Below are 24,082 nucleotides of genomic sequence, written 5' to 3'. Positions count from 1 at the left end.
GGTACGGACGGACCCTCGAAGAGGTGGCTCTCCGACGGAGTTACGCGTCGAAGTACGCCGCCGCGCCCTCGTGGAGCTCGATCGACATCCCGTCCTGTGCGCTGTCGACGGTGATGAAGTCCGTCTTGATCGACAGCTCGTCGAGGTTGTCGAAGATGGCCGCGGTGACCGTCTCGACCGTCTCGGCGGGGACGCCGGCGTTGGTCGCGATCATCGCCTGCACGGCGACGGTCTCGACGGCCTCGTCGACGCCGGTGTACGTCCCGGCGGGGATCGTGTCGTCGGCGAACCAGGAGGCGGCGTCCTTGACGGCATCGCGGTTGTCGCCCTCGATCGGGACGATGTGGATGTCGTTCGTGTTCGCGAGGTCCTCGATGGCGCCGACCGGCCAGCCGCCGACGACGAAGGCGGCGTCGATGTCGCCGTTCGCGAGCTGTTCGGACGCCTGCGAGAAGCCGGCGTTCTGCTCGTTGTAGTCGGTGATGCCGACGGCTTCGAGGATCTGGTTCGCGTTGACCTGGGTCCCGGACCCGAGGTCGCCGGTGTTGATCGTCGCGCCGCTGAGATCGCTCAGCGTCTCGATTCCGGTGTCCTGGAGCGTGACGACCGTGATCGTCTCGGGGTACAGCGTCGCGACGCCCTGGAGGTTCTCGATGGGGTTGCCCTCGAACGTCTCGATGCCCGTCCCGTTCTTCGCGAAGTACGCGATGTCGTTCTGGATCAGCGCGAAGTCGGCGGATCCGTCCGCGAGGCTCCCGACGTTCTCGACGCTCGCGCCCGTCGACTGGACGTTCAGCGAGAAGTCCGTGTTCGCCTCGACGATGGTCTTGAACTCGTTCGACAGCGGGTAGTAGGTGCCGCCGGTGCCGCCGGCGTGCCAGCTCAGGCGGGTCTCGGTGTCCCCTCCGTCGCCGCCCGTCTCGGTCTCGGTTTCGGTCGCGGTGTCCCCACCGCTGTCGCCGTCACCGTCACCGTCGCCGCCGCCGTCACCGTCGCCGCCGCCGTTGCCGCTACATCCAGCGAGGGCTGCAACGCCTGCGACACCGGCCGCTTCGAGGAATCTCCGTCGACTTCTTTCGGATGACATACCATCTCACAGTAACGCTACAGAGGTTTATATCTCTGGTCATTTATGATCGAAACCCGAAGATGTGCGGGATATCCCCCCTGTCAACTTGCAACATTACCCAATAATGGGCCAACATCGGTACGGTCAGATGAAGTATATGTCAGTTTCGATGGGAGAAACGGACCGCCGATCCCGCCCTCGAAAATAAAGGTCCGGAAAGTTCCTCCCGAACCTATTAATACGAACTCCCGACGGTGGCTAACACCACCCTGTCCGCTGTAACACTCCGCTAGAGGCACCGAAAGCGCGACATATCGGATTCTGAAGTCGACGGCGATCGTCCCGTCGACGCGCTGGTCCGCCACCCGAAAAAATGCGGTATCGCACCCCGCCCCGTCGGGATCACCCGACGACCGGTTGCGGGTCGTCGCCGTTCCCGAGAATGTCGTCGACGATCTCGTCGATGTCCGGGACGCGGCGATCGCGCTTCGGTTCGTCGGTCGGATAGTGCGGTACCAGGGGCATCGTCTCACCCCGGTGGTGCGTACGCGTTTCTCGCACAAATATTGCCGGGGACTCGTCCCGGACTGCGCTCGTGGTGGACACTCGAACCCGCCGCGACCGCTATCGGTGGATCGAACGCGTCAACGTGAACACGAACAGCGCGATGAGGAACGCGCCGACGAACCCCTCGATCTGAGCGAGCAGGCGGATCCAGGGACTTCCGACGTCCTCCGCGCCGCCCAGCACGAGCGTGATGAACGACTCGAGGCTGAGGATGAGGTAACCGATCGACGTCTCGTAGGGCGGAACCGGCTGAACGGCGGCGAAGAGCCCGCTGAAAAGGAGGATCGTTCCGACGGAGACGCCGACCACCCGCGAGGGACGCTCCCCGTATCCGGCCGTGACGTTCAGAAGCGAGTTCGCCGCCCACCTGCCCGCGGCGGCGACGCGCTCTCGGGGACCGGCGTCGCCGTCCAGCGCCGTCGGCACGTACTGGTCGCGTCTGTTGAGCATCTCCCGCCGGAAGAACTCCGCGGCCGCCTTGGTGTCGCCGATCTCGTTCGCGCCGTTCTTCGCCTTGAGGTACGTGCTCTCGAGGTCTCCGGCCGAGGGGGACCCGGCACCGTCGTCGAGTCCGGGGACGTCGACCACCGTATGGACGTTCCAGTCCCGCTCGTGGAGCAACTTCCGGTAGCGTCCGAAGTCGAACCCGTCGAACGTCGTGTTGCGTACGCGGAAGCGATCGATGTGCCGCTCGACCGCCTCCGCGCCGGCGATTTCGACGTCGCCGAGCGTCGCGTCGGCCAGGTCGTACACGAGAGTCCCCGACTCGGGCACGTGCAGTCGCCCGGACGGTATCGTCGCCTCTCCCAGGTCGACACAGCAGTGTCCGACGTCGAGTTCGAGGTCCTCGAACGACGCCGACGCCTCGAACGCCGTCTTTCCCAGATTCACGCGCTCGGGTACCGTCGCTCCGTCGAAGTAGAGGCGGCCACCGAACCGACTCCCGGAGAACGTCACCTCCTCGAACGTGGCGAGTTCGAACCGGACCACCGACGCGAATTCGTTCTCCCGAAACTGCGCCGACTCGAACGCCGCCTCGCTGAAGTCGACCGGTCCGCCGAACTCCGCCATGTGGAAGTCGGCGTCGGCGAACTCGGCCTTGTACCCCCAGACGCCGGCGGCGAACTCGGCCTCGATGAACCGGGCGGACGCCTCGAACGCGGCCTTGGTCAGGTACACCTCGCCCTCGAATGCGGTCTCGGTGAATATCGGTCGGGCCTGGAACGACGCGCCCTCCAGTGCGAGCGGTTGTCGAACGATCGCGTACCGAAAACTGGCCTCGCCCTCGAACCGGGCGTGCCGCAGGTCGATCCGGTGGTTGTCCCGGCACTCGACGATCCGGTGGTCGAGCGCGAGCGAACCGAACCGCGCTCCGATGAACTGCTTCGGCTCTCGTCCGATCTCGTCGATCTTTTCGAGAAACGCCTTTCTGACCGCCCGGTCGTCCTTCTCCGCCACGGGGCGGTGAAAGAGGCACCTGTCGGCGTCGCCCTCGGCCTCGTGCGGACAGCGCCAGACCTCCCCCTCGTCGAGGAGGTCCCCGTACAGCGGACTTCTCGTCCCCGCCTGCTCGCTCCAGGCCGCGGGATCGAACGTGAACGTGCACCGCGTTCCCGAGGGATCGTCCATCTGTGTTCCGGAGGACCTGTCGGCCGCGATCTATTGATACTATCGTCGTAGTCGCCGTCTCGACTCGGTGGCGGGCGTCGCTACTCGTCCAGCCGTCGCATCTCCTCGTCGGTCAGTTCGAGGTGCGACGCCGCCACGTTCTCCTTGAGGTGAGAGATCGAGGAGGTGCCCGGAATCGGCAGGGTCACCGGCGAGTGCTGGAGCAACCACGCGAGGGCGACCTGGTACTCCGAGGCGTCGTGCGCGTCGGCGACGGCTTCGAGCACCGACGCCTTCTCGCCGAGGTCGCCCGCGCCCAGCGGGAACCACGGGACGAACCCGATGTCGTTCGACTCGCAGACGTCGAGGACGGCCTCCGACTCACGGTTCCCGAGGTTGTACCGGTTCTGGACCGTCGCGACGTCGACGATCTCCCGGGCGGTCTCCAGCTGCTCGACGCTCACGTTGCTGAGGCCGACGTGTCCGATCACGCCGTCGTCTTTCAACTCCGCGAGCGCGGTCACCGAGTCTTCGAGGTCGACGTCCGGGTCCACGCGGTGGTACTGATACAGGTCGATGCTGTCGGTTCGGAGCCGATCGAGACTGGCCAAAAGCGCGTTCCGGAGGCTGTCGGGGCTCCCCGACCGCAGCCACTCGCCCTCGCGGTTCCGCAGGAGTCCGCCCTTCGTCGCGATCACGAGGTCGTCGGCGTAGGGCGCGAGCGTCTCGCCGATCAGCCGCTCGCTGACGCCGGGGCCGTAGGAGTCCGCGGTGTCGATGAAGTCGACGCCGAGGCTCACCGCGGTCTGGAGCACCCTCTTCGCGTTCTCGACGTCGTCGGGTTCCCCGATGATGTCCTCGCCGGTCAGCCGCATCGCGCCGTATCCCAGCCGGTGAACGGTCAGTTCGCCGCCGATGTCGAACGTGTCGCTCGCGTTTCTGCGTGTCACACCGGACCGTCGCGGGCGAGGTAAGTAAGTGGTCCGGCGGCGCTCTCGACACGCCGGTGAGAGCCGTCCCGTCGACCGAGCCGACTACTGCAGCGTCACGTACGTCAACACGCCGATCCCGGCGGTTTCGAGGATCTGCAGGATCATCATCACCTGGACGGCGACCGTCGGCATCGCGGGGGCGGTGAAGTAGAAGTACAGCGCGACCGCGTTCTCGGCGAGGAGAAACGCCGCGAAGACGATCGACGCCAGCGTGAACGGCGCGCGGACCTCGCGGTAGGTGTCGGCCCACACGCCGATCATCACCAGCAGCAGCAGCACGTTCAGTCCCGCGGCGATGCGGGCAGCGTCGAGCATCAGCGACATACTGCCACCTCCCCTCCGCTCGTGAGCGGATTCGAGCGTCGATTGGTCCGTTCGTGAGTCATGTTACTCCTCTATCTGTGTGATGATCGTCTCGACGGTGTCCCAGTGGGTCCGCGCGCGCTCGCTCGGCAGATACACCGTCCCGTAGTCGGCCTCGCTGCTCTCGACGACACCGTTGTCTTCGAGGACGTCGAGGTGGTGTCTGATCGTGTTGTACGCCAGGTCGAACTCCTCGGCCAACTGGTTGGCGTTCCGCGGTCGCTCGTCCAGCGCGCGCAGGATACGGGCGCGGTTCGGTCCTCCGCGTGTGCCCGCGAGCGTCTGCCAGAGGACCGTATCCATCCCTCCGACGGTTCTCCGTGTGCCGTTAAGAAACCTCCGGCGGGCGGCCTCGCGGTTCCGAGGTCGGCACTGCCGCGGCGCAACCGACGACGGCCCCGTCGATGTGCCCGCTGGTAACGGTCCGATCCCCGTCGTCCCCCCCGGGACGCCACCGCGACGTCCACGAAGAGAGGTGTCACCTTGTCGTCCTCGAACGGAGGCGTCACCGCGACGTCCACGAACGGAGACGCCGCTCGGGCGGCCCGACGGCCGACTGGCGGCGGCGTCTCGACCCGGCGTTCTCCCCCCTGGAATCGACGCGACGATACTGTTTCCTCCGTATTTCACATATCCGAGAATACAGCATAAAATCCTTTCGTCCGTGGATCTATACCTGCTAATAGAGAGCCTGTGTATGGATTTTAGCGGGATTTGAGTGAGATTTTAGTCTGATCTGCGAAAGCTATTATATTTCTGTCAAACGTCGTCGAAACCGGATGTCATCAGACACATCGGACACGACTCGACGACGGGTGCTCGTCGGCATCGGCACCGGCACGATAGCGGGGCTCGCGGGCTGCGGCGGCTCCGGCGGGGGCGACACCGCGACGGACACCGCCACCGACACTCCCACGTCGACGCCGACGGCCACGGAGACGGAGACGGCCACTGAGACGCCGGCGGGGACCGCGATGGTTCGCGTCGCGCACATGTCGCCGAACGCGCCGAACGTAGACGTGTACGTCGACGGCGACGCGGTACTCGAAGACGTGGCGTTCGGGGCCGTCAGCCCGTATCTGGAGGTTCCGGCGGGGGAACGCGAGGTCGAGATCACGGCCGCCGGGGACGCGGACACCTCCGTCTTCTCGGGACCGGTCCCGGTCGAGGCCGACTCGGCGTACACCGTCGCTGCAACCGGCGAGATCGGCGAGGACGGCGACCAGCCGTTCGAACCGCTCGTGCTCGAAGACGACAACTCCGACCCGGGCGGCGACACCGCGCGGGTCAGAGTGGTTCACGCCTCGCCGGACGCCCCGGCGGTCGACGTGACGGTCGAATCGAGCGGCGACGCCCTCTACGACGGCGTCGCCTACGGGGAGGCCGGATACGTCGAGGTTCCCGCCGGCGACTATACCCTCCAGATCCGCGGGGACACCGAGAGCAACGACGGCGACGTGGTCGCCGACTTTGACGTGAGCCTCGGCGGCGGCCAGGTGTACACCGCCTTCGCCGCGGGCTACCTCTCGCCGGACGACGAACCCGCTGACACGCCCTTCGACCTGGTCGTCGCGCAGGACACCGCGTAGGCGACGGGTCGAACCCACGGCCCTCCGAGGCACCTCACTTCATCGATCCGGCCGTTCCGCACGGTTCCAGGCGGGGGCAGACGATCGAATCCTCCTCGAACCCCGATCACTTTAGTTTACTATCTGTGCAACTTCACAACGCCTATTCACGGTGGTGTTGAGCCATCGACGACGACATCGCGATCTCTGCAGACTGTGAAACGTCACTTCTGGCCATTAATTGTATATTTTCACAACCTGCTTTCGAATCGATCACAGCCCCGTCGATACCGCCCCGAACCTCGAAACACTTAATTGAAATTCTTTTCAACTCTATCCCGTGGAATACGCGACGAGACGCCTCCGGATTGCCCGGGAACGATCGCCGGTTTCGGGTCCGGTCGGTCTGTCTCGGCGTCCGCGGACGACCGCTCGCGTTCCGCTCCGCCGCTCATGACTGACCACTCAGACTCTCCGGATCGATCCGACCCCACGTGTATCGCTTTCGTCTGCGTCCAGAACGCCGGCCGGTCACAGATGGCCTACGCGTTCGCTCGACGGGAACTCGAACGACGCGGACTGGAAGACCGCATCGAACTGCTCACTGGGGGGACGCGGCCGGCAGCGCGCGTCCACGAGGAGGTCGTCACGGCGATGGACGCGGTCGGGGTCGACCTCTCGGCGCGCACGCCGCGGGAGATCGCGTTCGCGGAGGTCCGAGACAGCGACTACGTCGTCACGATGGGCTGTTCGGCCGCGGACGTCTGTCCCGCCGGGTGGGCGGGCGAGAACAGGGACTGGGACCTCGAGGACCCCGACGGCCGCCCGCCCGCCGAGGTCGCGGCGATCCGCGACGAGATCGAGCGGCGCGTCGGCGACCTCCTCGACGAGGTCGTGCCGGGCGGAGCTGGCTCAGCGTAGCAATAAAAACCGAAACGGCGGTCGTGAACCTCGATCACCACCCGATCTCGTTCAGTCCGTCCAGAAGTCGATCGACGTCCTCGGCCGTGTTGTACACGTGCAGCGAGGCGCGCACGGCGTCCTCGGGGTCCGGCAGCGAACGAACGACGATCCCGTACTCCTCCCGCAGCCGGTCGACCGTCGACTCCGGATCGTCGACGGTGACGGTCACGAGTCCCGACTCCGGGTCGCGCGGACTGACGAGTCTCCCCTCGGGGACGCCGTCGACGAACCGGGTCGCGAGGTCGTCGATGTGGCGCTCGATCGCGTCGAGGCCGACGGATTCGAGCAGGTCGATCGACTCCGAGAGGGCGGCGTACGGCGCGGGGTTCGTCGTCCCGATCTCGAAGCGGGGTGCGCCCTCCTTCAGTTCGTACTCGTCTGCGCCCGACTCCTCGACGCTCCGGTAGCCGATCTGTCCGGGGTGGAAGTCGTCGACGACGTCGTCGTCCACGTAGAGGAACCCGCCGCCCCAGAGCCCGAGCATCCACTTGTGGCTCGCCATCGCGACGGCGTCCGCGCCCCACTCGTGGACGTCCAGCCGGCACTGCCCGGGCACCTGGACGGCGTCGACGAGGACGCGCGCGCCGGCGTCGTGGGCGTCGGCCACCAGTTCCGCGACCGGAAGGTGCGTCCCGTAGTTCCACGTCAGCGCGCTCAGACAGACGAGTTTCGCGTCCGCGACGGCGTCGCGGTAGGCGTCGCGGTCGATCCGGCCGTCGGTCGTCGGCGCCACGCGGACCTCACACCCCTGCCGTTCGAGTCGCTGCCAGGGGAGGACCCCCGCGGGGTGTTCGAGGTCCGTCCTGACGACGACGTCGCCCGGTTCCCACGCCATCGCACAGGCGATGCGGTTGATTCCGTCGGTCGTGCTCTGCGTCAGCGCCACCTCGTCGCGCTCGGCCCCGATGAAGCCCGCGACGTCCGCTCTCACGTCCTCGAAGAGCCCGAAGGCGTAGGGGTACGGTCCCGGATCCGCGGCGGCCCCCCACTCGTGTTCTTCGACGGTCCGCTGCGCCCGTTCGACGATCGGCCGGGGACTCGGCCCGCTCGCGCCGGTGTTCAGATACCTCGTCTCCTCGAACACGGGGACGGCGTCACGGACGCCGGCTGGCGTCGTCATTACCCCGTCTTCTCGCTCTCCACACTTAGTGACTGCTGGACGCGGCGACGGTGCGGAGCGCGCGGCCGGCGGTCTCCGACCCCGCGGTACGTTACCATGGCTGACGAGACGCTTATGTTCCGCGAGCGCGGGGTTACGATGACGTGTTTCTCGGTCACGCGATGCTGGCGTTCGCCCTCGCGGTGCTGTTCGCGGAGTGGCGAGGCTGGCGGCCGCGGCGCGCGCTGGCGCTCGGTGCCGTCGCGGGCGCGTTCGCGGCACTCCCCGACGTCGACGTCGTCTACGCCGTCGCCGCGATCGACGGCGGCCGGTTCCTCGGCGGGGGAGCGGTCAACCCCGAGGCGTTCTGGGACGCCGCCAACACCGTCCACCGGTCGATGACGCACTCGCTCGTCGTGGCGGTCGTGGCGGCCCCGGCGTTCGGACTCTGGAGTTCTGCCGTCCGCCGATCCGACCGACGGCGCCGGCTCGCGTACGCGGGTGCGCTCTCGGGGGTCGCGGGCCTCGTGGCGGTCGCGGTCGCGGTCAGCGGCCCGCTCGGCGGCGTCGTGATGGGCGCGTTCGGGCTCGTTGGACTCGCAATCGCGACCCTGACCGCCCGCCGGACCGACCTCTCTCTGCGGGCCGTCACGGCGGCCGCCGCGGTGGGCCTCTTCACGCACCCGTGGGGCGACCTGGTGACCGGTTCGCCGCCGCAGCTTCTGTACCCGTTCGAGGTCGGCCTCGTCGACGCCCGCGTCGTCCTGCACCCGGATCCGACGATCCACCTCCTGGGCGCGTTCGCGCTCGAACTGGCGGTCGTCTGGCTCGCGGTGCTGGCCGTCGTGCGCGTGACCGACCGCTCGGTCCGACTGTTCTCCGACCGGAGCGCGGCGCTCGGCGCGACGTACGGCGCCGCCGCGCTCGTCCTCGTGCCGCCGACGCTCGACGTCTCGTATCACTTCGTGTTCTCGATCCTCGCGGTCGGCTCGGTCTGTGGCGCGCTCTCGTGGTACCGGTCGGCCTCGCCGGTCAGGCCGGCCCTCCGGCAGGACGTGGTGGTCTCGGAACGACTCCGGCCGAACTTCGGGGTCGTCGCCATCGCACTGGCCGGGACCACGGTCGCGCTCGTGGGCTACGTGTTCGTCTACGTGGCACTCGCGTAGGGAGGGTCGCGACCTGCCATCCGGCGTACCGACACCCTGGACTGACGATACTTTCCGGACCTCACCGATACTTTCCGAATCCCACCGACACTTGCGGCTCCGCTCCCGAGTTGGTCTCGAAAAATGTCCATCGGACGACGCCCGACGTTCGCTCGCGTACCCCTACCCGTGCGCCCGCCGGGGGCGTTCGCCCGTGACCGTGTCTGATGATTCGGCGAATCGAGTAAAAGTCTTGTGTATACTGGCGGTCCCCGTCCGAACTGGACGGCGATTTCCGCCTCGTATCGGGTCGCCAACGCGTTCGAGGCGCTGCTATAGGCCTCAACCGGAACCCGCCGGGGATCGGTGAAAAGACGAAAGCGCCGACTCGAAGCCCCGCTCCGGTTCTCAGTCGGTTTTCACGAGATCGGTGTCCTCGGAGTCCGTCGACTCGCCTTCGATACCGAAGTAGGCCGGAATTCGCTCGTCGTCCGGGAACAGCTCCGGGTACGCGAACTTCGCGGTGATGAACTCGTCGTCGTCGATATCGACGCCGAACTGTCGGCCGACGTTCTCGTCCGGGTCGCGGTACAGCTCGTGGATGGTACCGAACTCGCTCGTGTTCTCTAAGAGGATCTGCGCGTACAGCCCGACCATCCGGAGGGAGAACTCGTCGTCCAGACTGACCGTGCTGTCGTCCTTGAAGTTGTTGTACGCCTGTTTCACGCCGTTGCCGGCGACTTCGGCGTCGTAGGTCCCGTCGACGATCGCCTCGTTCGCCTCGCTCGAGAGCAGGCCGATGAACTCTCGGATCTGCGGGTCGATCCGGTTCACGGCGACGTCTTCGAGGTTCTCATCCAGCGACTCGATCGCGTGGCGGGTGGCGTCGACGACTTCCGACTTCTCGATGACCTGGCCGGAGACGAGATCGACGATGCTGGCCGACGATTCGATCACGCCCGGCGAGACGTCCTCGAAGCTCGTGAACGGGATGTCGGTGAAGCGCTCCCGCGGCGGGTCTTCGAGCTTCGTCTCCAGCGCGTCCTTCCGGTTCGACAGCGAGCGGTACGTGCTCTTGATGTCGCTTTCCTTCGGTTCGAGGTCGTTCTGGAGTTGGCTGTCGTACTCCTGGTAGAAGTTCCGGATCGTGACCTTCGCGTCGCTGGCGCGGGCACTCGTCATCTCGCGCCCGCTGACGATCTGCTTGTACGTTCTGGCCTTCGGCTGGAGGTTGCTCCGCTTGGCTTCCCACTCCTCTTTCATGTTCTGGAGCTTCTTCCGCTTCTCACGCCCGCGGATGAGGCCCGTGTCGTCGATCGCCTTGTCGATGGCTCTGAGCTTGTAATCGATGAAATCGGCGACGGCCTCGTCCCAGCGCTCGACCGCTCCCGCGCTGTTGAGTTGCGTCACGTCGACCGAGATCGGCGACTCCGGTATGTCGTCCTTGATGTTCTCCCACTCCCGTTCGAGCTTCTCGGGGAAGGAGTGTTCGTTCTCCAGTTCTCGGTACGCCTCGGCGAGCTGCTGGTAGTAGAAGAACTCGACGACGGGATCGGGATCGAACTCGATCTGATCGGTCAGGGCCGGCGTCCCGTTGAGCATCGTCTCGGCCCGATCGTCCAGCAGCTGCTCGCTGAACTTCTCCATCTCGAACCGATCGACGTGCTCTGCGGCGTGCTCCTGCAGCTTCGAGACGTGTTCGAGGATCTCGTCCAGGTCCGTCTGACCCGCGTCGTCGTCCGTTGGGGTCAACTCCGACGTCGGCAACAGTTCGACGTCGACGTTCGTGTCCGAGTCGAACTCGGTTTCGGCGTCGAGGTCGACGATTCGCCTGAGGACGTCGCGGTTCGCACGCTTCTGATTCACGTCGAACCGAACGTCTCGGAGCCGCCGCGCCACGCCGTTGAGTTCGTTCAGGAGGTCTGTGTACTCCTTCAGTCCGTCCACCGGGACCTGGACGCCGGCGCTGCTGATGGAGTACAGGATCGGCGGATCGTCGTTGCGGACGAGGTCGTCGCCGAAGTCCTCCAGTCCGCTCTCCTCGGAGAAGAAGAGCACCGTGTTCGCCGCGATTCGGTTCATCATCCGCTTGTGGCTCTTGCCCTCGCTCTCGTCGAGCCCCATCAGCCCGTAGAAATCGTACGGGCTCTCCGTGATCTCGAACGTCGAACTCGCCTTGATTCCCGGGTCCGACTCCAGTTCGATCTCGAAGGGATAGCTCGCCCCGCCGGCGTCGTCGAACACCGTGTCGTCGGCGAAGTCGTAGTCGATGAGGACGCCGAGTTCGCGCAGCGCCGAGTACGCGTTCGCGTAGAGGTTCTTGCTCTCGGCCGGAATCATATCGTCGCTGGCCAGTTCGTCGAGCCGAGGCAGCGACCCGATGCCGCCGAACCAGAAGGGCTTGTCGTGGCGGCCGGCGATTTCGTCTAAGATCGCCGTCAGAAGCGGGAACGCACCGCTCCCCGTCCCGCCCCCGTAGGAGTTCATAATCCAGAGGTTCGGGTTGCCGGCGACGTTGTCCGCGAAGGTGTGTATGACCGTCTGCAGCTCCGAGTAGAGGTCGTCGAAGTTCCTGGCGTTGTCGATGTAGAACCGCGCCGTCGGACGCTGGCGCGAGGCGCCCCCCGCGGGGTCGAGGTCGTCGATTCCGTCGTGGATGTAACTGAATTCCTTTTTGTTCTTCTCCCAGACGCTGCTTTGCGGCTCTAAGAGAATGTCGTGAAACTCTTCTCTCGCGAACCGGTCGAGGTCCTGTTCGCGAGTGTCGATCGTGATGAACAGGAAGTCGTCGAGGAAGTCGGGCGAAGACGTCGTCTCGTCGACGTCGTGCATCTCCAGTAACTCCTCGTAGACCTGGGAAGTCATCTTGACACCTGCTTCCCCTACCCCCACGACGACCGTCGGATTCAGTGTCATATTAACATATCCCTAACCCCGTCGACATAGTGATTTCGGATACCCACACTCTCTGCAAAAAGCCGCGTGAGCCTCCGACTGTCGGACGCAACCCGACACTCAATGTCAGGCGCGGCCGTTTCCAGCAACCGCACACCGGTACGCCGGCGTCAGAGGTCGTCCAGGTCGTCGTCCGACGCCAGAATACCCTCGGATTCGTATTTATTCTTGATTCGTTCTATTTCGTCGGCGAGGATCGGATCCTGGACGTCGTCGAGGAGGTTGTCCAGATCGCTGGCGATCTCCTCTTCCTTCTCGTCGATTTCGCTCGGCAGTCTCATCCGCCACGTGTACCCGGCCGTCACGAGGCCGAGCAGCCCGATCAGGGCCGCCCCGACGACGCCCCCGATCCCGACCGTTCGGAGCAACTCGAACTGATCGAGCTGATCTTGTGCACTCTGATACGCCAAGAGCGGCGAGGAAGACGTATCGGCCGTGACGACGGCCGAGTCCTCGAACGTTCTTGGGTTCTCGGCGGTCATTCCGATGACGGCGGCGCGAAGTTCTTCCTGGTCGAGGGTTCGCGGATACGCCGTGAAGGAGATCGTCACCGTTTCACCCGCCGGCAGTTCCTCGATGAGGAACGTCCGCCGGTTCGTCCGTTCGGACTCGACGTTCGAACTCGTCGTTATGTTGAACGAATCCTGATAGTCGATAAAGGAGTTCTCGGTCTCTCGGAACTGGATCTCGAGCCCCGTCACGTCGCTGGACGCCGAGAACGTGGCCTCGACGTCGATCGCCTGTCTGCCGTCCGCCACGCCGTCGTACGACGTCGAGATGTCTGTACTGACAGGCCCCGACTGGGCCATTACCGGCGCGACCATTCCGGCGGCCAGAACCACAGCGAGAATAATCGTGAGCAGCCGTGCGCTTCGCATACGTGTTTGCATCCGGGGATGCGGCTTAATACTTTTTCAATCAGTGATTATTCTAATCGTAACCGGCGGCGCGGTCTGTCGGTGAGGCGGATCGCTTCGCTCACCGGCTCTGAGCGCCGCGACGCGGTCAGGGGGTCGCTCTCAGAAGACGCCGCCGAGCATCCCGACGGTGATGACGAGTCCCAGACAGACGACCGCGAGGCGGAGGAACGCCATTCCGTACGCCGTGTTCCGCGCCTTGTGACGCGCCACTAGTTTGTAGTTCAACAGCCGGGAGTACTGGAAGGCCTCCTCGGAGTCGATTCTCGTGTCCTCGTCGTACCCCTCGATCCACTCCTCGACCGCCCGCTCCAGGTCCGCGGGCGAGTCGATCTCGGTCCGGCTGAACCGATCGAGGTCCGTGGGATCGTCGTTCAGCCAGGGGAACCACTTGTGATCTAAGAACCGGTCGCCGACGCCGTCGCCGTAGAACCGGCGGGGGGCGAGCGAGTCGACGAGGTAGTACATACTCGCAAGCGTGGCGGAGACCGACGCCAGCGCCAGGAGTACGAACACGCTCCGGATCACCGGCGTCGAGGCCAGTCGCGGGTAGGCGAACGTCACCCACGTGCCGAGCGCGGCCAGGAGGAACGTGATTCCGACGATGGCGGTGTCCCCGATATTGTCGAGGTTCGCGATCGATCGGGATGTCTCGTTGCCCTCGATTCGCGCGACCGCGAGCGTGGTCGACTCGCCGCGCGCTCCCGTGCTCCCGTCGGTGTCGTCCGCCATTGTCGTCTCTCGCCTCACGTCGTATCTATAAATATTCTGTTGGATCGACGGCACGATTCGACGGGTGGTTCCTGTGCGCGCCCGTGCGTGCCCCCTCAAAGCCCGGTACGCGTTCAGGCCAGGTTCACGTTCCCGTGTCGACCGCCGCGACAACATTAATTGAACGGCCCCGGTACGGCGGTGTGTGAGTGGAACCCGAGCACGCGTGCGAGACCTCGGAATCGACCCCGGACGACTGCCGACCGGCGGGGAAAACGCGCTGACGGACGTCCCCGGCGTCGCCGTCGGACACCGGACCGTCCGTCGCGGCGGTCCCGACGACGAACCCTGTCTCCGCACCGGCGTGACGGTGATCGATCCCGCGATCGACCGGAACGTGTACGACGCGCCGGTCACGGGCGCGACGCACGTCCTGAACGGGTACGGCAAGTCCGTCGGCCTCCCGCAGGTCGACGAACTCGGCCGGATCGAGACGCCGATCGGGCTGACCAACACGCTCGACGTGTGGGGCGTCGCCGACGAGATCGCGGGCCGTGTGCTGGATAGTGAGGCGTCCGCCACGTCCGTCAACCCCGTCGTCGGGGAGTGCAACGACGGCGTCCTCAACGACATCAGGGGGCGCCACGTCACGTCGGTGCACGTCGATGACGCCTTCGAGGCGGCGTCGACGTCGAACACCCGGGAGGGGTGTGTTGGTGCCGGGACCGGAACGACCGGCTTCGGGTGGAAGGCCGGAATCGGGACCGCCTCACGCCGCGTCGACGGACACGTCGTCGGGGCGCTCGTCCTGACGAACACGGGGAAACCAGCGGATCTGCGGATCGACGGGCTCCACGTCGATCGGTACGTCGACGGGTCGACCGAGGCCTCCTCGGCGGGTGGCTCGATCATGATGCTCGTCGGTACCGACGCCGCGCTGTCGTCGCGCCAACTGGGCCGGTTGGTGCAGCGGACGGGACTCGGACTCGGCCGCGTCGGGGGCATCGCCCACCACGGCAGCGGCGACTTCGCGATCGGGTTCGCCAACGACCGCGGCGAGGAGTTCGCCGACGGGGAGCTCACGCCGCTTTTCAGGGCGGCCGTCGAAGCCACCGAGGAGGCGATCTACAACTCGCTCACCCGAGCGGAGACGACTGTGAGCGGAGACGGGACCGCCGTCGAAGCGCTCCCGCTCGACGCCGTCAGGCGGGCGGTCGACGCCCGGGAGTCCGGGAGTTCGTAGCCGGTCCTCGAACGATCCGCCGCAGGTCCGTGCTCGTTGGCGGTCACCCGCGCTGTCGCGTTCGGAACTCCTCGACGGCCTCGCGGTTCGGCACGGCGGCCATCGCGCCGCTCTCAGTGGTCGAGACCGCAGCCACGGCGTTCGCGAACGCGAGCGTTTCCTCGGGGCCGCTCCCGTCGACCAGTGCCGACAGCGCGCCGGCGAGGAACGCGTCCCCCGCGCCGGTCGCGTCGACGACGGCGTCGAGTTCGTACCCCCCGTGGGACCACTCGCCGGCACCCCACGGGGCGTCCGGTCCGGCCACCGCTCTCGCGCCCGCTGCGCCCCGGGTGACGAGGACCGTGTCGGGCCCCGTTTCGAGCAGTCGGCGGCCGAACGTCTCCCCGTCGACCGGGACGTTCGTCGGCTCGAAATCGGCCGGTGTCGCTTTCAGTACGTCGGTCAACGAGAGCATCCGTTCGAGCGTCCGCGTGGAGTCCTCAGACCAGAGGTCGGGACGCGTGTTCGGGTCGAACACGATCCGGCAGCCGGCGTCCCGAGCACGCTCGGCGAGGTCGATCACCGCCGAGCGCGAGGGGTCGTCCGTGAGCGACACGCCCCCGACGACGAGCCATTCGGCGTCCGCGAGCGCCGTCTCGTCGACGCCGCCGGTCCGGATGTGCATATCGGCCGTGTCCTCGCGAAAGAAGGTGAAGCTCCGGTCGCCGTTCCGATCGTGGCTCACGAACGCCAGCGCCGTCGGGTGAGCGCTCCGCGTCACGAACCGGTCGGGAACGCCCTCCGCTTCGAGCGTCGCCGCGAGGAAGTCGCCGAACCCGTCGGTCGAGAGGTTCGTACACAGCCACGGCCGCTCGTCGAGACGCTCCAGTGCGACGGCCACGTTCGCCGGTGCCCCGCCTGCCCGCCGGTCGAACGACTCGACCTCCCCCAGCGGTCCGGCCGTCGCCGGGATGAAATCGACCAGCATCTCTCCGGCGACGAGTATCGAACGCTCGGTCATTCTTCGCTCTGTGACCTGCGGCCGGAGGGCCGACGGCGACCGCGACACCGGCGGTCAGACCTCGCTCGTGTCGTCACCCATCCCCGTCGGCGATCTCCCGACAGTACCTCGCCCCGCGCTGCGAGTGATTCCATATTGCGTACCGGTTCCGGACAGACGTTATTAGCTCTTGTCGTCGTCTCGTTCGTCGTTCGATGATCCGCTTCGGCATCCGTTCCTCGCAGCCAGAGACGATTTCTCACGAGTTATAAATATATAAACTAAACTGATAAATATCCGTTCAAGACAGTCAGAAGATCGCCTTCTCGTTTCAAGTACCGAAAATATATTTTATACAGAATGTTACCGGTCTGATTGCATTCGAAAACCAACTATAAAATACGTCTAAACAGTAAAAATCTGGTCTACAAACCAAACGCCACCGGCCAATACCGAACCGATTATATTTGAGATCTCCGTTAATAAACAATAGTCTTAGAAATATAGTATATCAAGAAAGAAGTCTTTCCAAATTACTATACGGAAGATTATATTTTCAATCATCATCCGATCGCGACGGTGTGCCTCCGCCGATGCCATCGTTCGTCCCGTCCCTGGGAGGTCGCGCCCGCCTCGACCGTCCGTTAGGATAACAAACGTACGCTAGTTATTTATTTGCGTCTAGCGCAGTGATTCGAAGACGAGGCTGCGGACTACGATCACCCGGAAGCCAGTTCGACCTGGACCGACTTCGTCGTGCTCAGTACCTGTCCAGTGACGTCTTCCTCCAGATATCGACCGTTGAGCCGATCAACCGGTCCACAGACGCCGAGTGCGGCGGTCCGATACGACCCCGTCGACGTGATCGGAGCGGCCACGCCGACGACTCCCTCGAAGTGTTCACCTCTGCAGAACGCGATGCCGTCGTCCCGGACCCGTCTCAGCTCCGCCGTGAGTTCGTCTCGGTCGGTGATCGTCGCGTCCGTGAACGCCTCACGCTCCTCCCCGTCGAGAACCGCCTCGAGGGCCTCGTCGGAGAGAGACGCCAGGAGGCACTTCCCCGGTGCGTTGACGTGAAGCGGGATCCTGTCGCCGACGCCGAACGGCGGCGTCCACTCCGCGTCCCCCGCCGCGATGTGGATCGGAATCGCGTCCCCCTCCTCTCGGACGTACAGCGTCGCCGTTTCGCCGGTCGCCGCCGCCAGATTGTCCACCGCCTCCCTGGCGTCCCGGTAGATCGGCACGTCACGGCGGACTCGCGCCCCGAGTCGCAGGAGCCCCAGTGACGGTTCGTATCGACCGTCCCGCTTCGCAACGTAGCCGTGCGCGCGGAGCGTCGAAAGGTGGTTGTGCACGACGCTCTTGGCGACGCCCACCTCCCGCGAGAGGGCGGTGACTCCCGTCGGTTCCGACGCCTCGACCAGCGTCTCCAGTATCCGTAGCGACGTCCCGGTCGCCTCGACAGCGTACCGCGGTTTCTCGTCCATCTCCCCGCAGTCTACGATCGCGGCCCACTAATATCTGTTCACTAGAGCAGAACAACCGTCATCACCGACGATATGTGGGGCGTGCTGTAGTATATAATGATTGTTAACACAACACCAAATATCGACGAAGGTTCGCGTGTATTTTATTCGTTCTTCTTTACAGAACGATTCCGGGGAGCCGCGGTACCTCTCCGTATCCGTCGAAGACGATCTCGCACGCCCTCTTCGAGGTACGCTCCGCGACCGCCGCTGATCGGCTCAGGTTGTCGGTTGCTCTCAGGGTACACAGAACAGAGCACTCGCGTTCGCTTCTCGCTGAGGCCTCCCCGGTGCGCCCCGTCGAATCGGTGGCCGGGGACGCGTCGCTCACTCGGAGTCCGGCACGACGACGTGCTTCAGCCCGTCGGCGTTCGCCATCCGGTCGAACGCCGAGGGGAGGTCTCCCAGGCCGATCCGATCGGTCACGAGCCGATCCGCCTCGATACGGTCGTGTTTCAGTAGCGTCACCGCACGCTCGAAGTCCTCGGTCGTCAGCGAGTAGGATCCGCGGTAGTCCACCTCGTCGTAGTACACGTCGAAGGGACTGATCTCCATCGTCTCCTCTTGCGCCGGAACGCCGAACACGAGCGTGGACCCGCCCTTCGCCGTCACCGCGTTGGCCTGCCTGATCGTCGGAACGAGTCCGATCGCCTCGACCCCGACGTCGACCGGCCCGCCGGCCGCGTCCGCGATTGCGGCGACCGGATCGTCGACGGCGTCCGGGTCGACGACCTCGTCGGCCCCCATCTCGGCTGCCAGCGCCCGCCGGGTCTCGTCGAGTTCGGAGACGACGATCGGCGCGGCACCGACGTTGCGGAACGCCTGCAGCAACAGGAGGCCGATCGGTCCCGCGCCGATTATCGCCACGCTGTCGCCGGGCCTACACTCGACCTGCGAGACGCCGTGGAGCGCGCAGGCGAGGGGTTCGGCCAGGGACGCCCGCGTGAACGACAGTTGGCCGATGTCCTCCACGTTCGTCTCGGGCACCCGAACGTACTCGGCGAAGGCCCCGTCGATGACGTTGTCCGCCGCCCCGCCGATACTGGTGTTGTTCTCGCAGAGGTGCGTCTCCCCCCGCTTACAGTACGTGCAGGTGTTGCACGGGACCGTCGGGTTGATCGCGACCCGGTCGCCGGCCGCGTAGCCGGTGACGTCGGCGCCGACCTCCGTGACGGTCCCCGCGGTCTCGTGGCCCGGAACCATCGGGGTTTCGACGTCGAACGACCCGCGGTACATGTGGTAGTCGGTCATACAGACGCCGCAGGCGCCGACGCGGACCAGCAACTCGTCGTCGCCCGGAGTCGGGCGGTCGCGTTCCCGCACCTCGACCGCTCCGACGTCTGTTAGCGTTGCGGCGCGCATCAGCGATCCGCGCTCCGCTGCTGTTCGGGTGTGGCTGTGCTTCGATTCGTGTTGCGTGTACGGTCTCTTGGCATACTGTTGAAATCGACGCACCGGTTCCGTCAGTTCCGATCGGTACCTTCGGACGAGGGGCGCTCCGCCCGCGTCTGCCGCTGGCCCAACGTATTCGCACCTCCTATTAAAATATTTCTCCGACTGTCGCCGAAGCCGCCCGAGCTGAACCGCTGGGACCGCCAACCGCCGGTACCGACTGCTCACCGGTACCGACCGCGCTCTATTCCAGCGTGTGGCAAACCGCTCTATACCACTATATGTAGCACAGTTGATTAATGATTAGTTTTATTATTAATGGATAATTCGATACGGGATGAGGTCGACGACTATGACAAGCAAACGCAACAGGCAGAGACGGCGTAATTTCCTCAAAGCGACGGGCGTCGGACTTCTCGGTGGTCTCGCGGGTTGTACGCGGGGTGGCGACAGCGGCGGCGGCTCCGGTGACGGGACCTCGGGGGATTCCGGCGGGGACAGCGGCGGTGACGGCGACGGTGGATCGGGCGACGGCGGATCGGACGAGCTCGCGATCCCCCTGAGCGAGTACGAGAGCGCCGACATCGACTGGCGGCAGTTCGAGGGATCCGAGATCAACATCGGCGCCGTCCAGCACCCCTGGGTCGACGCGATCGACCCCGCGATCCCGGTCTTCGAGGAACTGACCGGCATCGACGTCGTCTGGAACGTGCTGCCCGAACAGGAGTTCCGGACGAAGCGGCTGACCGACGTGAGCACCGGCGCGGGCGAGTGGGACGTGTTCTTCCTCGATCAGGTCGTCAACCAGTTCCGGGAGTCCGGATGGCTCCAGGCGCTCGATCCGTACTTCGAGGACGACAGTATGTACGACGAGGACTGGTATCAGATGGACGACCTCTTCGAGGCCACGCGCTGGCAGGGCCACGGTGGGGGCTACAGCGATACCTGGACGGGCATTCCGATCACGGTGGAGGTCCAGACCCAGTTCTACCGGACCGACCTCTACGAGAAACACGACCTGGAAGTCGCCGAGACGCTGGAGGAATTCGTCGCGAACGCGCAGGCCATCCACGAGAACGAATCGGACGTCGTCGGGACGGTCGGTCGCGGCCAGCAGGGCTACGGGATGAACATCTACATCCTCAACACGTTCATCCGTCAGTTCGGTGCCGAACTCTGGGACAGCTACCCGGGCAACTCCGGGCTGGACTCCGAGGGTGCCATCTCCGCGGCCGAGTGGTACGTGAACCTCCTCCAGGACTACGGTCCGGAGGGGGCGTCCAGTCAGACGTGGTCGGACGTCCTCTCGACGATGCAGTCCGGGCGCGCCGGTCACATCGTCTCGGACGCGAACCTGTTCTGGCCCGGCCTGACCGACCCCGAGGCCTCCGACGTCGCCGACAACGTCGGCATCGCGAAGGCGCCGGCCCCGGCGGACGGCCAGTTCTCACCGAACGCCTACGCCTGGCAGATCTCCACCTCGAAGAACGCCGAGAACTCCGAGGAGGCGTTCCTGTTCATGCTGTGGGCCTCCTCGCAGCCGACCAACACCTGGATGCACCTCAACAGCAGCGCGGCGTTCTCGGTGCGGCAGTCCGTCTGGGAGAACGACGAGTTCCGCTCCCGCGTCGGCGACAACTTCGCGGACGTCACGCTGGAGTCGCTGCAGGAGGCCGCGCCCGACCCGTTCGACAGCCAGTACCCCGAGTGGGGCCAGACCTACTCCGAGGAACTGCAGACCGCCATCGGCGGCTCGCAGAGCGCGGAGGAAGCGATGACGAGCGCCGCGTCGGCGGCCGAAGACATCGCCGGCGAATAACCCGATGGGACACCCTCAAGACACCCAATGAGCACACCGACCCAAACCACATCACAGGGGCCGTCCGGACTGGCCAGGCTGCGGGAGCTGTGGAACGCCTACCTCCCCTACTGGTTCATCACGCCGATGGTGCTCGTGATGCTCCTGATCACCATCTTCCCCGGGGCCTACGACCTGTATCTGAGCCTCGTGAAGTACCAGCTCACGGACCCGAACACGATCGGCCAGTTCAACGGCCTGGCGAACTACGAGCGGGTGTTCACGAGCGGCGGGGCGATCAACTCGTTCGTGATCACGATCACGTTCGTCGCCGGCGCGCTGGCGCTGGAGACCGGTATCGGGTTCGTCCTCGCGGCGCTCGTGACGGGCGTCAAATCGGACCGTATGAAGGCGTTCTACCGGATCATCTTCATCATCCCGATGGCCGTCGCGCCCGTCTCGCTCGCGACCATCGGACGGATTATGCTGAACACCGAGATCGGGATCGTCCCCTATCTCGTTCGGGAACTCACGCCGTTCGTGGCCCCGAACTTCCTCAGCGACGTGCCGCTGCTGACGGTGATTCTGGTCGACACCTGGAACTGGACGCCGTTCATGTTCATCATCTTCTACGCGGGGATGTCCTCCGTCCCGACGACGCTCCTCGAGGCGTCGAAGGTCGACGGCGCGCCGCTGTGGCGGCGGTACGTCCACGTCATCATCCCGTACATGAAGCCGGTGCTGTTCGTCGCGATCCTGATCCGGCTGATCGACCTCTTCCGGACGTTCGGCCTGGTGTTCAGCCTCACCAGCGGGGGCCCCGGGACGGCGACGGAGCTCGTGAGCATCAACATCTTCCAGACGGGGTTCACGTTCGTCGACCTCGGCGGGGCGGCCGCCATCGCCATCGTCTACCTCGTCGGCATCATCGCGCTGTGTAACATCCTGATCATCAAGGTCGGGTTCGAGGGGGTGTGGGACTGATGGCGACCGCTGACGGCCCACAGCAGCCCGACAGCCGACTGTCGAAGACGACTCGGGAGCGACTCGTCTCCGTCGGCCGACACGCCGCGCTCTTGGTGTGGTCTTTCGTCGTCCTCTTCCCGCTGTACTGGATCGTCTCGATGTCGCTGAAGCCGCCCAGCGCGGCCATCTCGCTGCCGCCGGACTGGATCTTCCTGCCGACGGTGTACAACTACCTCCAGCTGCTCCAGCAGTCCAGTTTCGTCTACGCGTTCTTCAACAGCGTGTTCATGGTCAGCGCGTCGGTGATTCTCGTCCTCCTGATCGGGGTCCCGGCGGCGTACGTGCTCTCACGGTACGACATCCCGAAACAGCGGGACGTCCTCGTGTGGATCCTCTCCTCGCGGATGCTCCCGCCCGTCGCCGTCATCATCCCGTTCTTCGTGATCTTCAGGGCGCTGAACCTCTACGACACGCGGGTCGGGATGATCTTCATGTACATCACGATCAACATCTCGCTGGTCGTGTGGGTGATGAAGGCCTTCTTCGACGGGATTCCCGAGACGCTGGAGGAGGCCGCGCGCGTCGACGGCGCGACGCGGTTCCAGGCGTTCCGAAAGGTGATCCTGCCGGCGGCGAAACCCGGGATCTTCTCGGTCGCGATCATCAGCTTCATCTTCGCCTGGATCGAACTGCTGTTCTCGCTGGTGCTGACGAACAACAACGCGGTGACGGTGACGATGCAGGTGTACCAGTTCATCGGGGTGCGCCAGATCGAGTGGGGGATGCTCGCCGCGGCGACCACCGCGACGATCATCCCCGTCGTCATCTTCGTCATCGCGGTCAACAAGTATCTCGCTGCCGGACTCAGCTTCGGCGTGGTGATCAAAGAATGAACGCTCCACACAGACGATCGGCCGAATCGCCTCCGAACCACCGTCCCGCAGCGGCGGGAACCGACCGACGGACGGGAGGGAACCGATGGCGAAAGTAGATCTCGACGACGTCACGAAGCGGTTCGGCTCCGGCGGCGACGGGGTCGTCGCCGTCGACGACGTCTCCCTCGAGATCGAGGACGGCGAGTTCGTCGTGTTCGTCGGGCCCTCCGGCAGCGGGAAGTCGACGCTGCTTCGCATCGTCGCCGGCCTCGAAAAGCAGACCGAGGGCGACGTCGTCATCGGCGACACCGTCGTCAACGAGCTTGGACCGCGGGCCCGGGACATCGCGATGGTGTTCCAGAACTACGCGCTGTACCCCAACATGACCGTCGAGGAGAACATGGCGTTCGGTCTCAAGATGTCGACCGACATGTCCGACGACGAGATCGAGACCCGCGTCACCGAGACGGCCGAGAAGATGGGGATCGGTCGGCTGCTGGACAACACGCCCGGCGAGATGTCCGGCGGCCAGCAGCAGCGCGTCGCGCTCGGGCGGGCGATCGTCCGCAACCCGGACGTCTTCCTGATGGACGAGCCGCTCTCGAACCTCGACGCGAAGCTCCGAACGGAGATGCGGACCGAGATCAACCGCCTCCAGAACGAACTGGACGTGACGACGCTGTACGTCACCCACGACCAGACCGAGGCGATGACGATGGGCGACCGGCTCGTCGTCCTCAACTACGGCGAACTCCAGCAGGTCGGTACGCCGCTTGAGTGCTTCTACCGCCCGGCCAACCGGTTCGTCGCCGGCTTCCTCGGCTCGCCGTCGATGAACTTCTTCGAGGGCCAGACGGAGGGCGGGACGCTCCGCCTCGACGGGTTCGACTTCGATCTGACCCAGGAGATGCAGTCGGCGGTCGGCAGCCGCAACGAATTCGTGTTGGGGATCCGTCCGGAGGACGCGAAGATCCACGAGACGACCCGGCCCAGCCACGAACTGGAGGCCGAGGTCGACGTCGTCGAACCGATGGGCAGCATCTCCTACGTCTACCTCCGTGCGACGGAGCAGGAGGGCGACCGGACGTTCATCGTCGAAACGGACGGCCAGCGCGCGATCGACGAGGGCCAGACGGTGTACGTCGAGATCCCCGACGACGACGTCCACCTGTTCGACGCCGAGGACGGCGAGACGATCCACCAGCGCAGACTCGGCGAGGACGCCGAGGTCGAACTCGAAGGCCAACTGTAAGCCGCGGCTGACTCGGAGACCGAGAGCCGGTCTCCGACCGCTCCCGACGCCGAGGGTGCGGCGCGGCCTCGACGCACCGAACGACTTACTAACT

Annotated in this window: 20 protein-coding genes and 1 pseudogene; 8 read left to right on the top strand and 13 right to left on the bottom strand. The window is 65.3% G+C overall.

The window, feature by feature from the left end; translation table 11 throughout:
• Positions 1-40: 40 nt before the first annotated feature.
• From DV707_RS15230 to DV707_RS15210, 6 genes are all read right to left on the bottom strand, one after another.
• Positions 41-1,087 (bottom strand): TAXI family TRAP transporter solute-binding subunit, encoded by a 1,047-nt coding sequence (locus DV707_RS15230; RefSeq protein ID WP_103993225.1) that lies wholly within the window; start codon positions 1,085-1,087, stop codon positions 41-43.
• Positions 1,088-1,471: 384 nt separating this feature from the next.
• The gene (locus tag DV707_RS19210; RefSeq protein ID WP_268806891.1) at positions 1,472-1,594 is read right to left on the bottom strand and encodes a hypothetical protein; all 123 of its coding nucleotides are present in this window, start codon (positions 1,592-1,594) and stop codon (positions 1,472-1,474) included.
• Between the two features lie 99 nt (positions 1,595-1,693).
• Positions 1,694-3,265, bottom strand: coding sequence for a pentapeptide repeat-containing protein (locus DV707_RS15225; RefSeq protein WP_103993224.1), 1,572 nt, complete (start codon positions 3,263-3,265; stop codon positions 1,694-1,696).
• Between the two features lie 80 nt (positions 3,266-3,345).
• Entirely contained in the window at positions 3,346-4,194 is an 849-nt protein-coding gene (locus DV707_RS15220; protein ID WP_103993223.1) for an aldo/keto reductase, read from the bottom strand.
• A gap of 84 nt (positions 4,195-4,278) precedes the next feature.
• The gene (locus tag DV707_RS15215; RefSeq protein ID WP_103993222.1) at positions 4,279-4,560 is read right to left on the bottom strand and encodes a hypothetical protein; all 282 of its coding nucleotides are present in this window, start codon (positions 4,558-4,560) and stop codon (positions 4,279-4,281) included.
• A 63-nt stretch (positions 4,561-4,623) separates the two neighbouring features.
• The gene (locus DV707_RS15210) at positions 4,624-4,902 is read right to left on the bottom strand and encodes an ArsR/SmtB family transcription factor (RefSeq protein ID WP_103993221.1); all 279 of its coding nucleotides are present in this window, start codon (positions 4,900-4,902) and stop codon (positions 4,624-4,626) included.
• 476 nt (positions 4,903-5,378) lie between these two features.
• On the opposite strand from DV707_RS15210, the pseudogene DV707_RS15205 reads away from it, so the two are divergent.
• Both DV707_RS15205 and DV707_RS15200 read left to right on the top strand, forming a co-directional pair.
• Positions 5,379-6,182: pseudogene (locus DV707_RS15205) on the top strand (DUF4397 domain-containing protein); the annotation flags it as partial.
• Positions 6,183-6,620: 438 nt separating this feature from the next.
• Positions 6,621-7,088, top strand: a complete 468-nt coding sequence (locus DV707_RS15200; RefSeq protein ID WP_103993219.1) for an arsenate reductase/protein-tyrosine-phosphatase family protein — start codon at positions 6,621-6,623, stop codon at positions 7,086-7,088.
• Between the two features lie 34 nt (positions 7,089-7,122).
• Here the strand turns inward: DV707_RS15200 and DV707_RS15195 are convergent, their stop codons facing one another.
• On the bottom strand, positions 7,123-8,250 hold the full coding sequence (locus DV707_RS15195) for an aminotransferase class V-fold PLP-dependent enzyme (RefSeq protein WP_103993218.1): 1,128 nt from the start codon (positions 8,248-8,250) through the stop codon (positions 7,123-7,125).
• A gap of 143 nt (positions 8,251-8,393) precedes the next feature.
• On the opposite strand from DV707_RS15195, the gene DV707_RS15190 reads away from it, so the two are divergent.
• Complete coding sequence (locus DV707_RS15190) at positions 8,394-9,395, top strand: metal-dependent hydrolase (RefSeq protein ID WP_103993217.1); 1,002 nt, start codon at positions 8,394-8,396, stop codon at positions 9,393-9,395.
• A 387-nt stretch (positions 9,396-9,782) separates the two neighbouring features.
• On the opposite strand, the gene DV707_RS15185 is transcribed toward DV707_RS15190, so the two are convergent.
• The 3 genes from DV707_RS15185 to DV707_RS15175 all read right to left on the bottom strand — a co-directional run bounded on the left by DV707_RS15185 (position 9,783) and on the right by DV707_RS15175 (position 13,978).
• On the bottom strand, positions 9,783-12,290 hold the full coding sequence (locus tag DV707_RS15185; RefSeq protein ID WP_103993216.1) for a tubulin-like doman-containing protein: 2,508 nt from the start codon (positions 12,288-12,290) through the stop codon (positions 9,783-9,785).
• 149 nt (positions 12,291-12,439) lie between these two features.
• The gene (locus DV707_RS15180; protein WP_136361900.1) at positions 12,440-13,207 is read right to left on the bottom strand and encodes a hypothetical protein; all 768 of its coding nucleotides are present in this window, start codon (positions 13,205-13,207) and stop codon (positions 12,440-12,442) included.
• A gap of 141 nt (positions 13,208-13,348) precedes the next feature.
• Positions 13,349-13,978, bottom strand: coding sequence for a hypothetical protein (locus DV707_RS15175; protein WP_103993214.1), 630 nt, complete (start codon positions 13,976-13,978; stop codon positions 13,349-13,351).
• 184 nt (positions 13,979-14,162) lie between these two features.
• Between DV707_RS15175 and DV707_RS15170 the strand changes: the two genes are divergently transcribed.
• Positions 14,163-15,200, top strand: a complete 1,038-nt coding sequence (locus tag DV707_RS15170; RefSeq protein WP_103993213.1) for a P1 family peptidase — start codon at positions 14,163-14,165, stop codon at positions 15,198-15,200.
• A gap of 43 nt (positions 15,201-15,243) precedes the next feature.
• On the opposite strand, the gene DV707_RS15165 is transcribed toward DV707_RS15170, so the two are convergent.
• From DV707_RS15165 to DV707_RS15155, 3 genes are all read right to left on the bottom strand, one after another.
• On the bottom strand, positions 15,244-16,200 hold the full coding sequence (locus DV707_RS15165) for a carbohydrate kinase family protein (protein WP_103993212.1): 957 nt from the start codon (positions 16,198-16,200) through the stop codon (positions 15,244-15,246).
• A gap of 698 nt (positions 16,201-16,898) precedes the next feature.
• A complete protein-coding gene (locus tag DV707_RS15160) occupies positions 16,899-17,666 on the bottom strand; it encodes an IclR family transcriptional regulator (RefSeq protein WP_103993211.1) in 768 nt (255 codons plus the stop codon).
• A gap of 366 nt (positions 17,667-18,032) precedes the next feature.
• Complete coding sequence (locus DV707_RS15155) at positions 18,033-19,067, bottom strand: alcohol dehydrogenase catalytic domain-containing protein (protein WP_103993210.1); 1,035 nt, start codon at positions 19,065-19,067, stop codon at positions 18,033-18,035.
• Positions 19,068-19,449: 382 nt separating this feature from the next.
• Between DV707_RS15155 and DV707_RS15150 the strand changes: the two genes are divergently transcribed.
• The 4 genes from DV707_RS15150 to DV707_RS15135 all read left to right on the top strand — a co-directional run bounded on the left by DV707_RS15150 (position 19,450) and on the right by DV707_RS15135 (position 23,988).
• The gene (locus tag DV707_RS15150) at positions 19,450-20,916 is read left to right on the top strand and encodes an ABC transporter substrate-binding protein (protein ID WP_103993209.1); all 1,467 of its coding nucleotides are present in this window, start codon (positions 19,450-19,452) and stop codon (positions 20,914-20,916) included.
• Between the two features lie 27 nt (positions 20,917-20,943).
• On the top strand, positions 20,944-21,879 hold the full coding sequence (locus DV707_RS15145; RefSeq protein ID WP_103993208.1) for a carbohydrate ABC transporter permease: 936 nt from the start codon (positions 20,944-20,946) through the stop codon (positions 21,877-21,879).
• The gene (locus DV707_RS15140) at positions 21,879-22,754 is read left to right on the top strand and encodes a carbohydrate ABC transporter permease (protein ID WP_103993207.1); all 876 of its coding nucleotides are present in this window, start codon (positions 21,879-21,881) and stop codon (positions 22,752-22,754) included. Before DV707_RS15145 ends, DV707_RS15140 begins: the two co-directional genes overlap by 1 nt.
• Before the next feature lie 85 nt (positions 22,755-22,839).
• Positions 22,840-23,988 (top strand): ABC transporter ATP-binding protein, encoded by a 1,149-nt coding sequence (locus DV707_RS15135; protein WP_103993206.1) that lies wholly within the window; start codon positions 22,840-22,842, stop codon positions 23,986-23,988.
• Positions 23,989-24,082 lie beyond the last annotated feature (94 nt).

The sequence above is a fragment of the Halobellus limi genome, from assembly GCF_004799685.1.
In the GTDB taxonomy this organism is placed as follows: domain Archaea; phylum Halobacteriota; class Halobacteria; order Halobacteriales; family Haloferacaceae; genus Haloquadratum; species Haloquadratum limi.
This window is presented reverse-complemented; position numbering and strand designations above follow the sequence as displayed.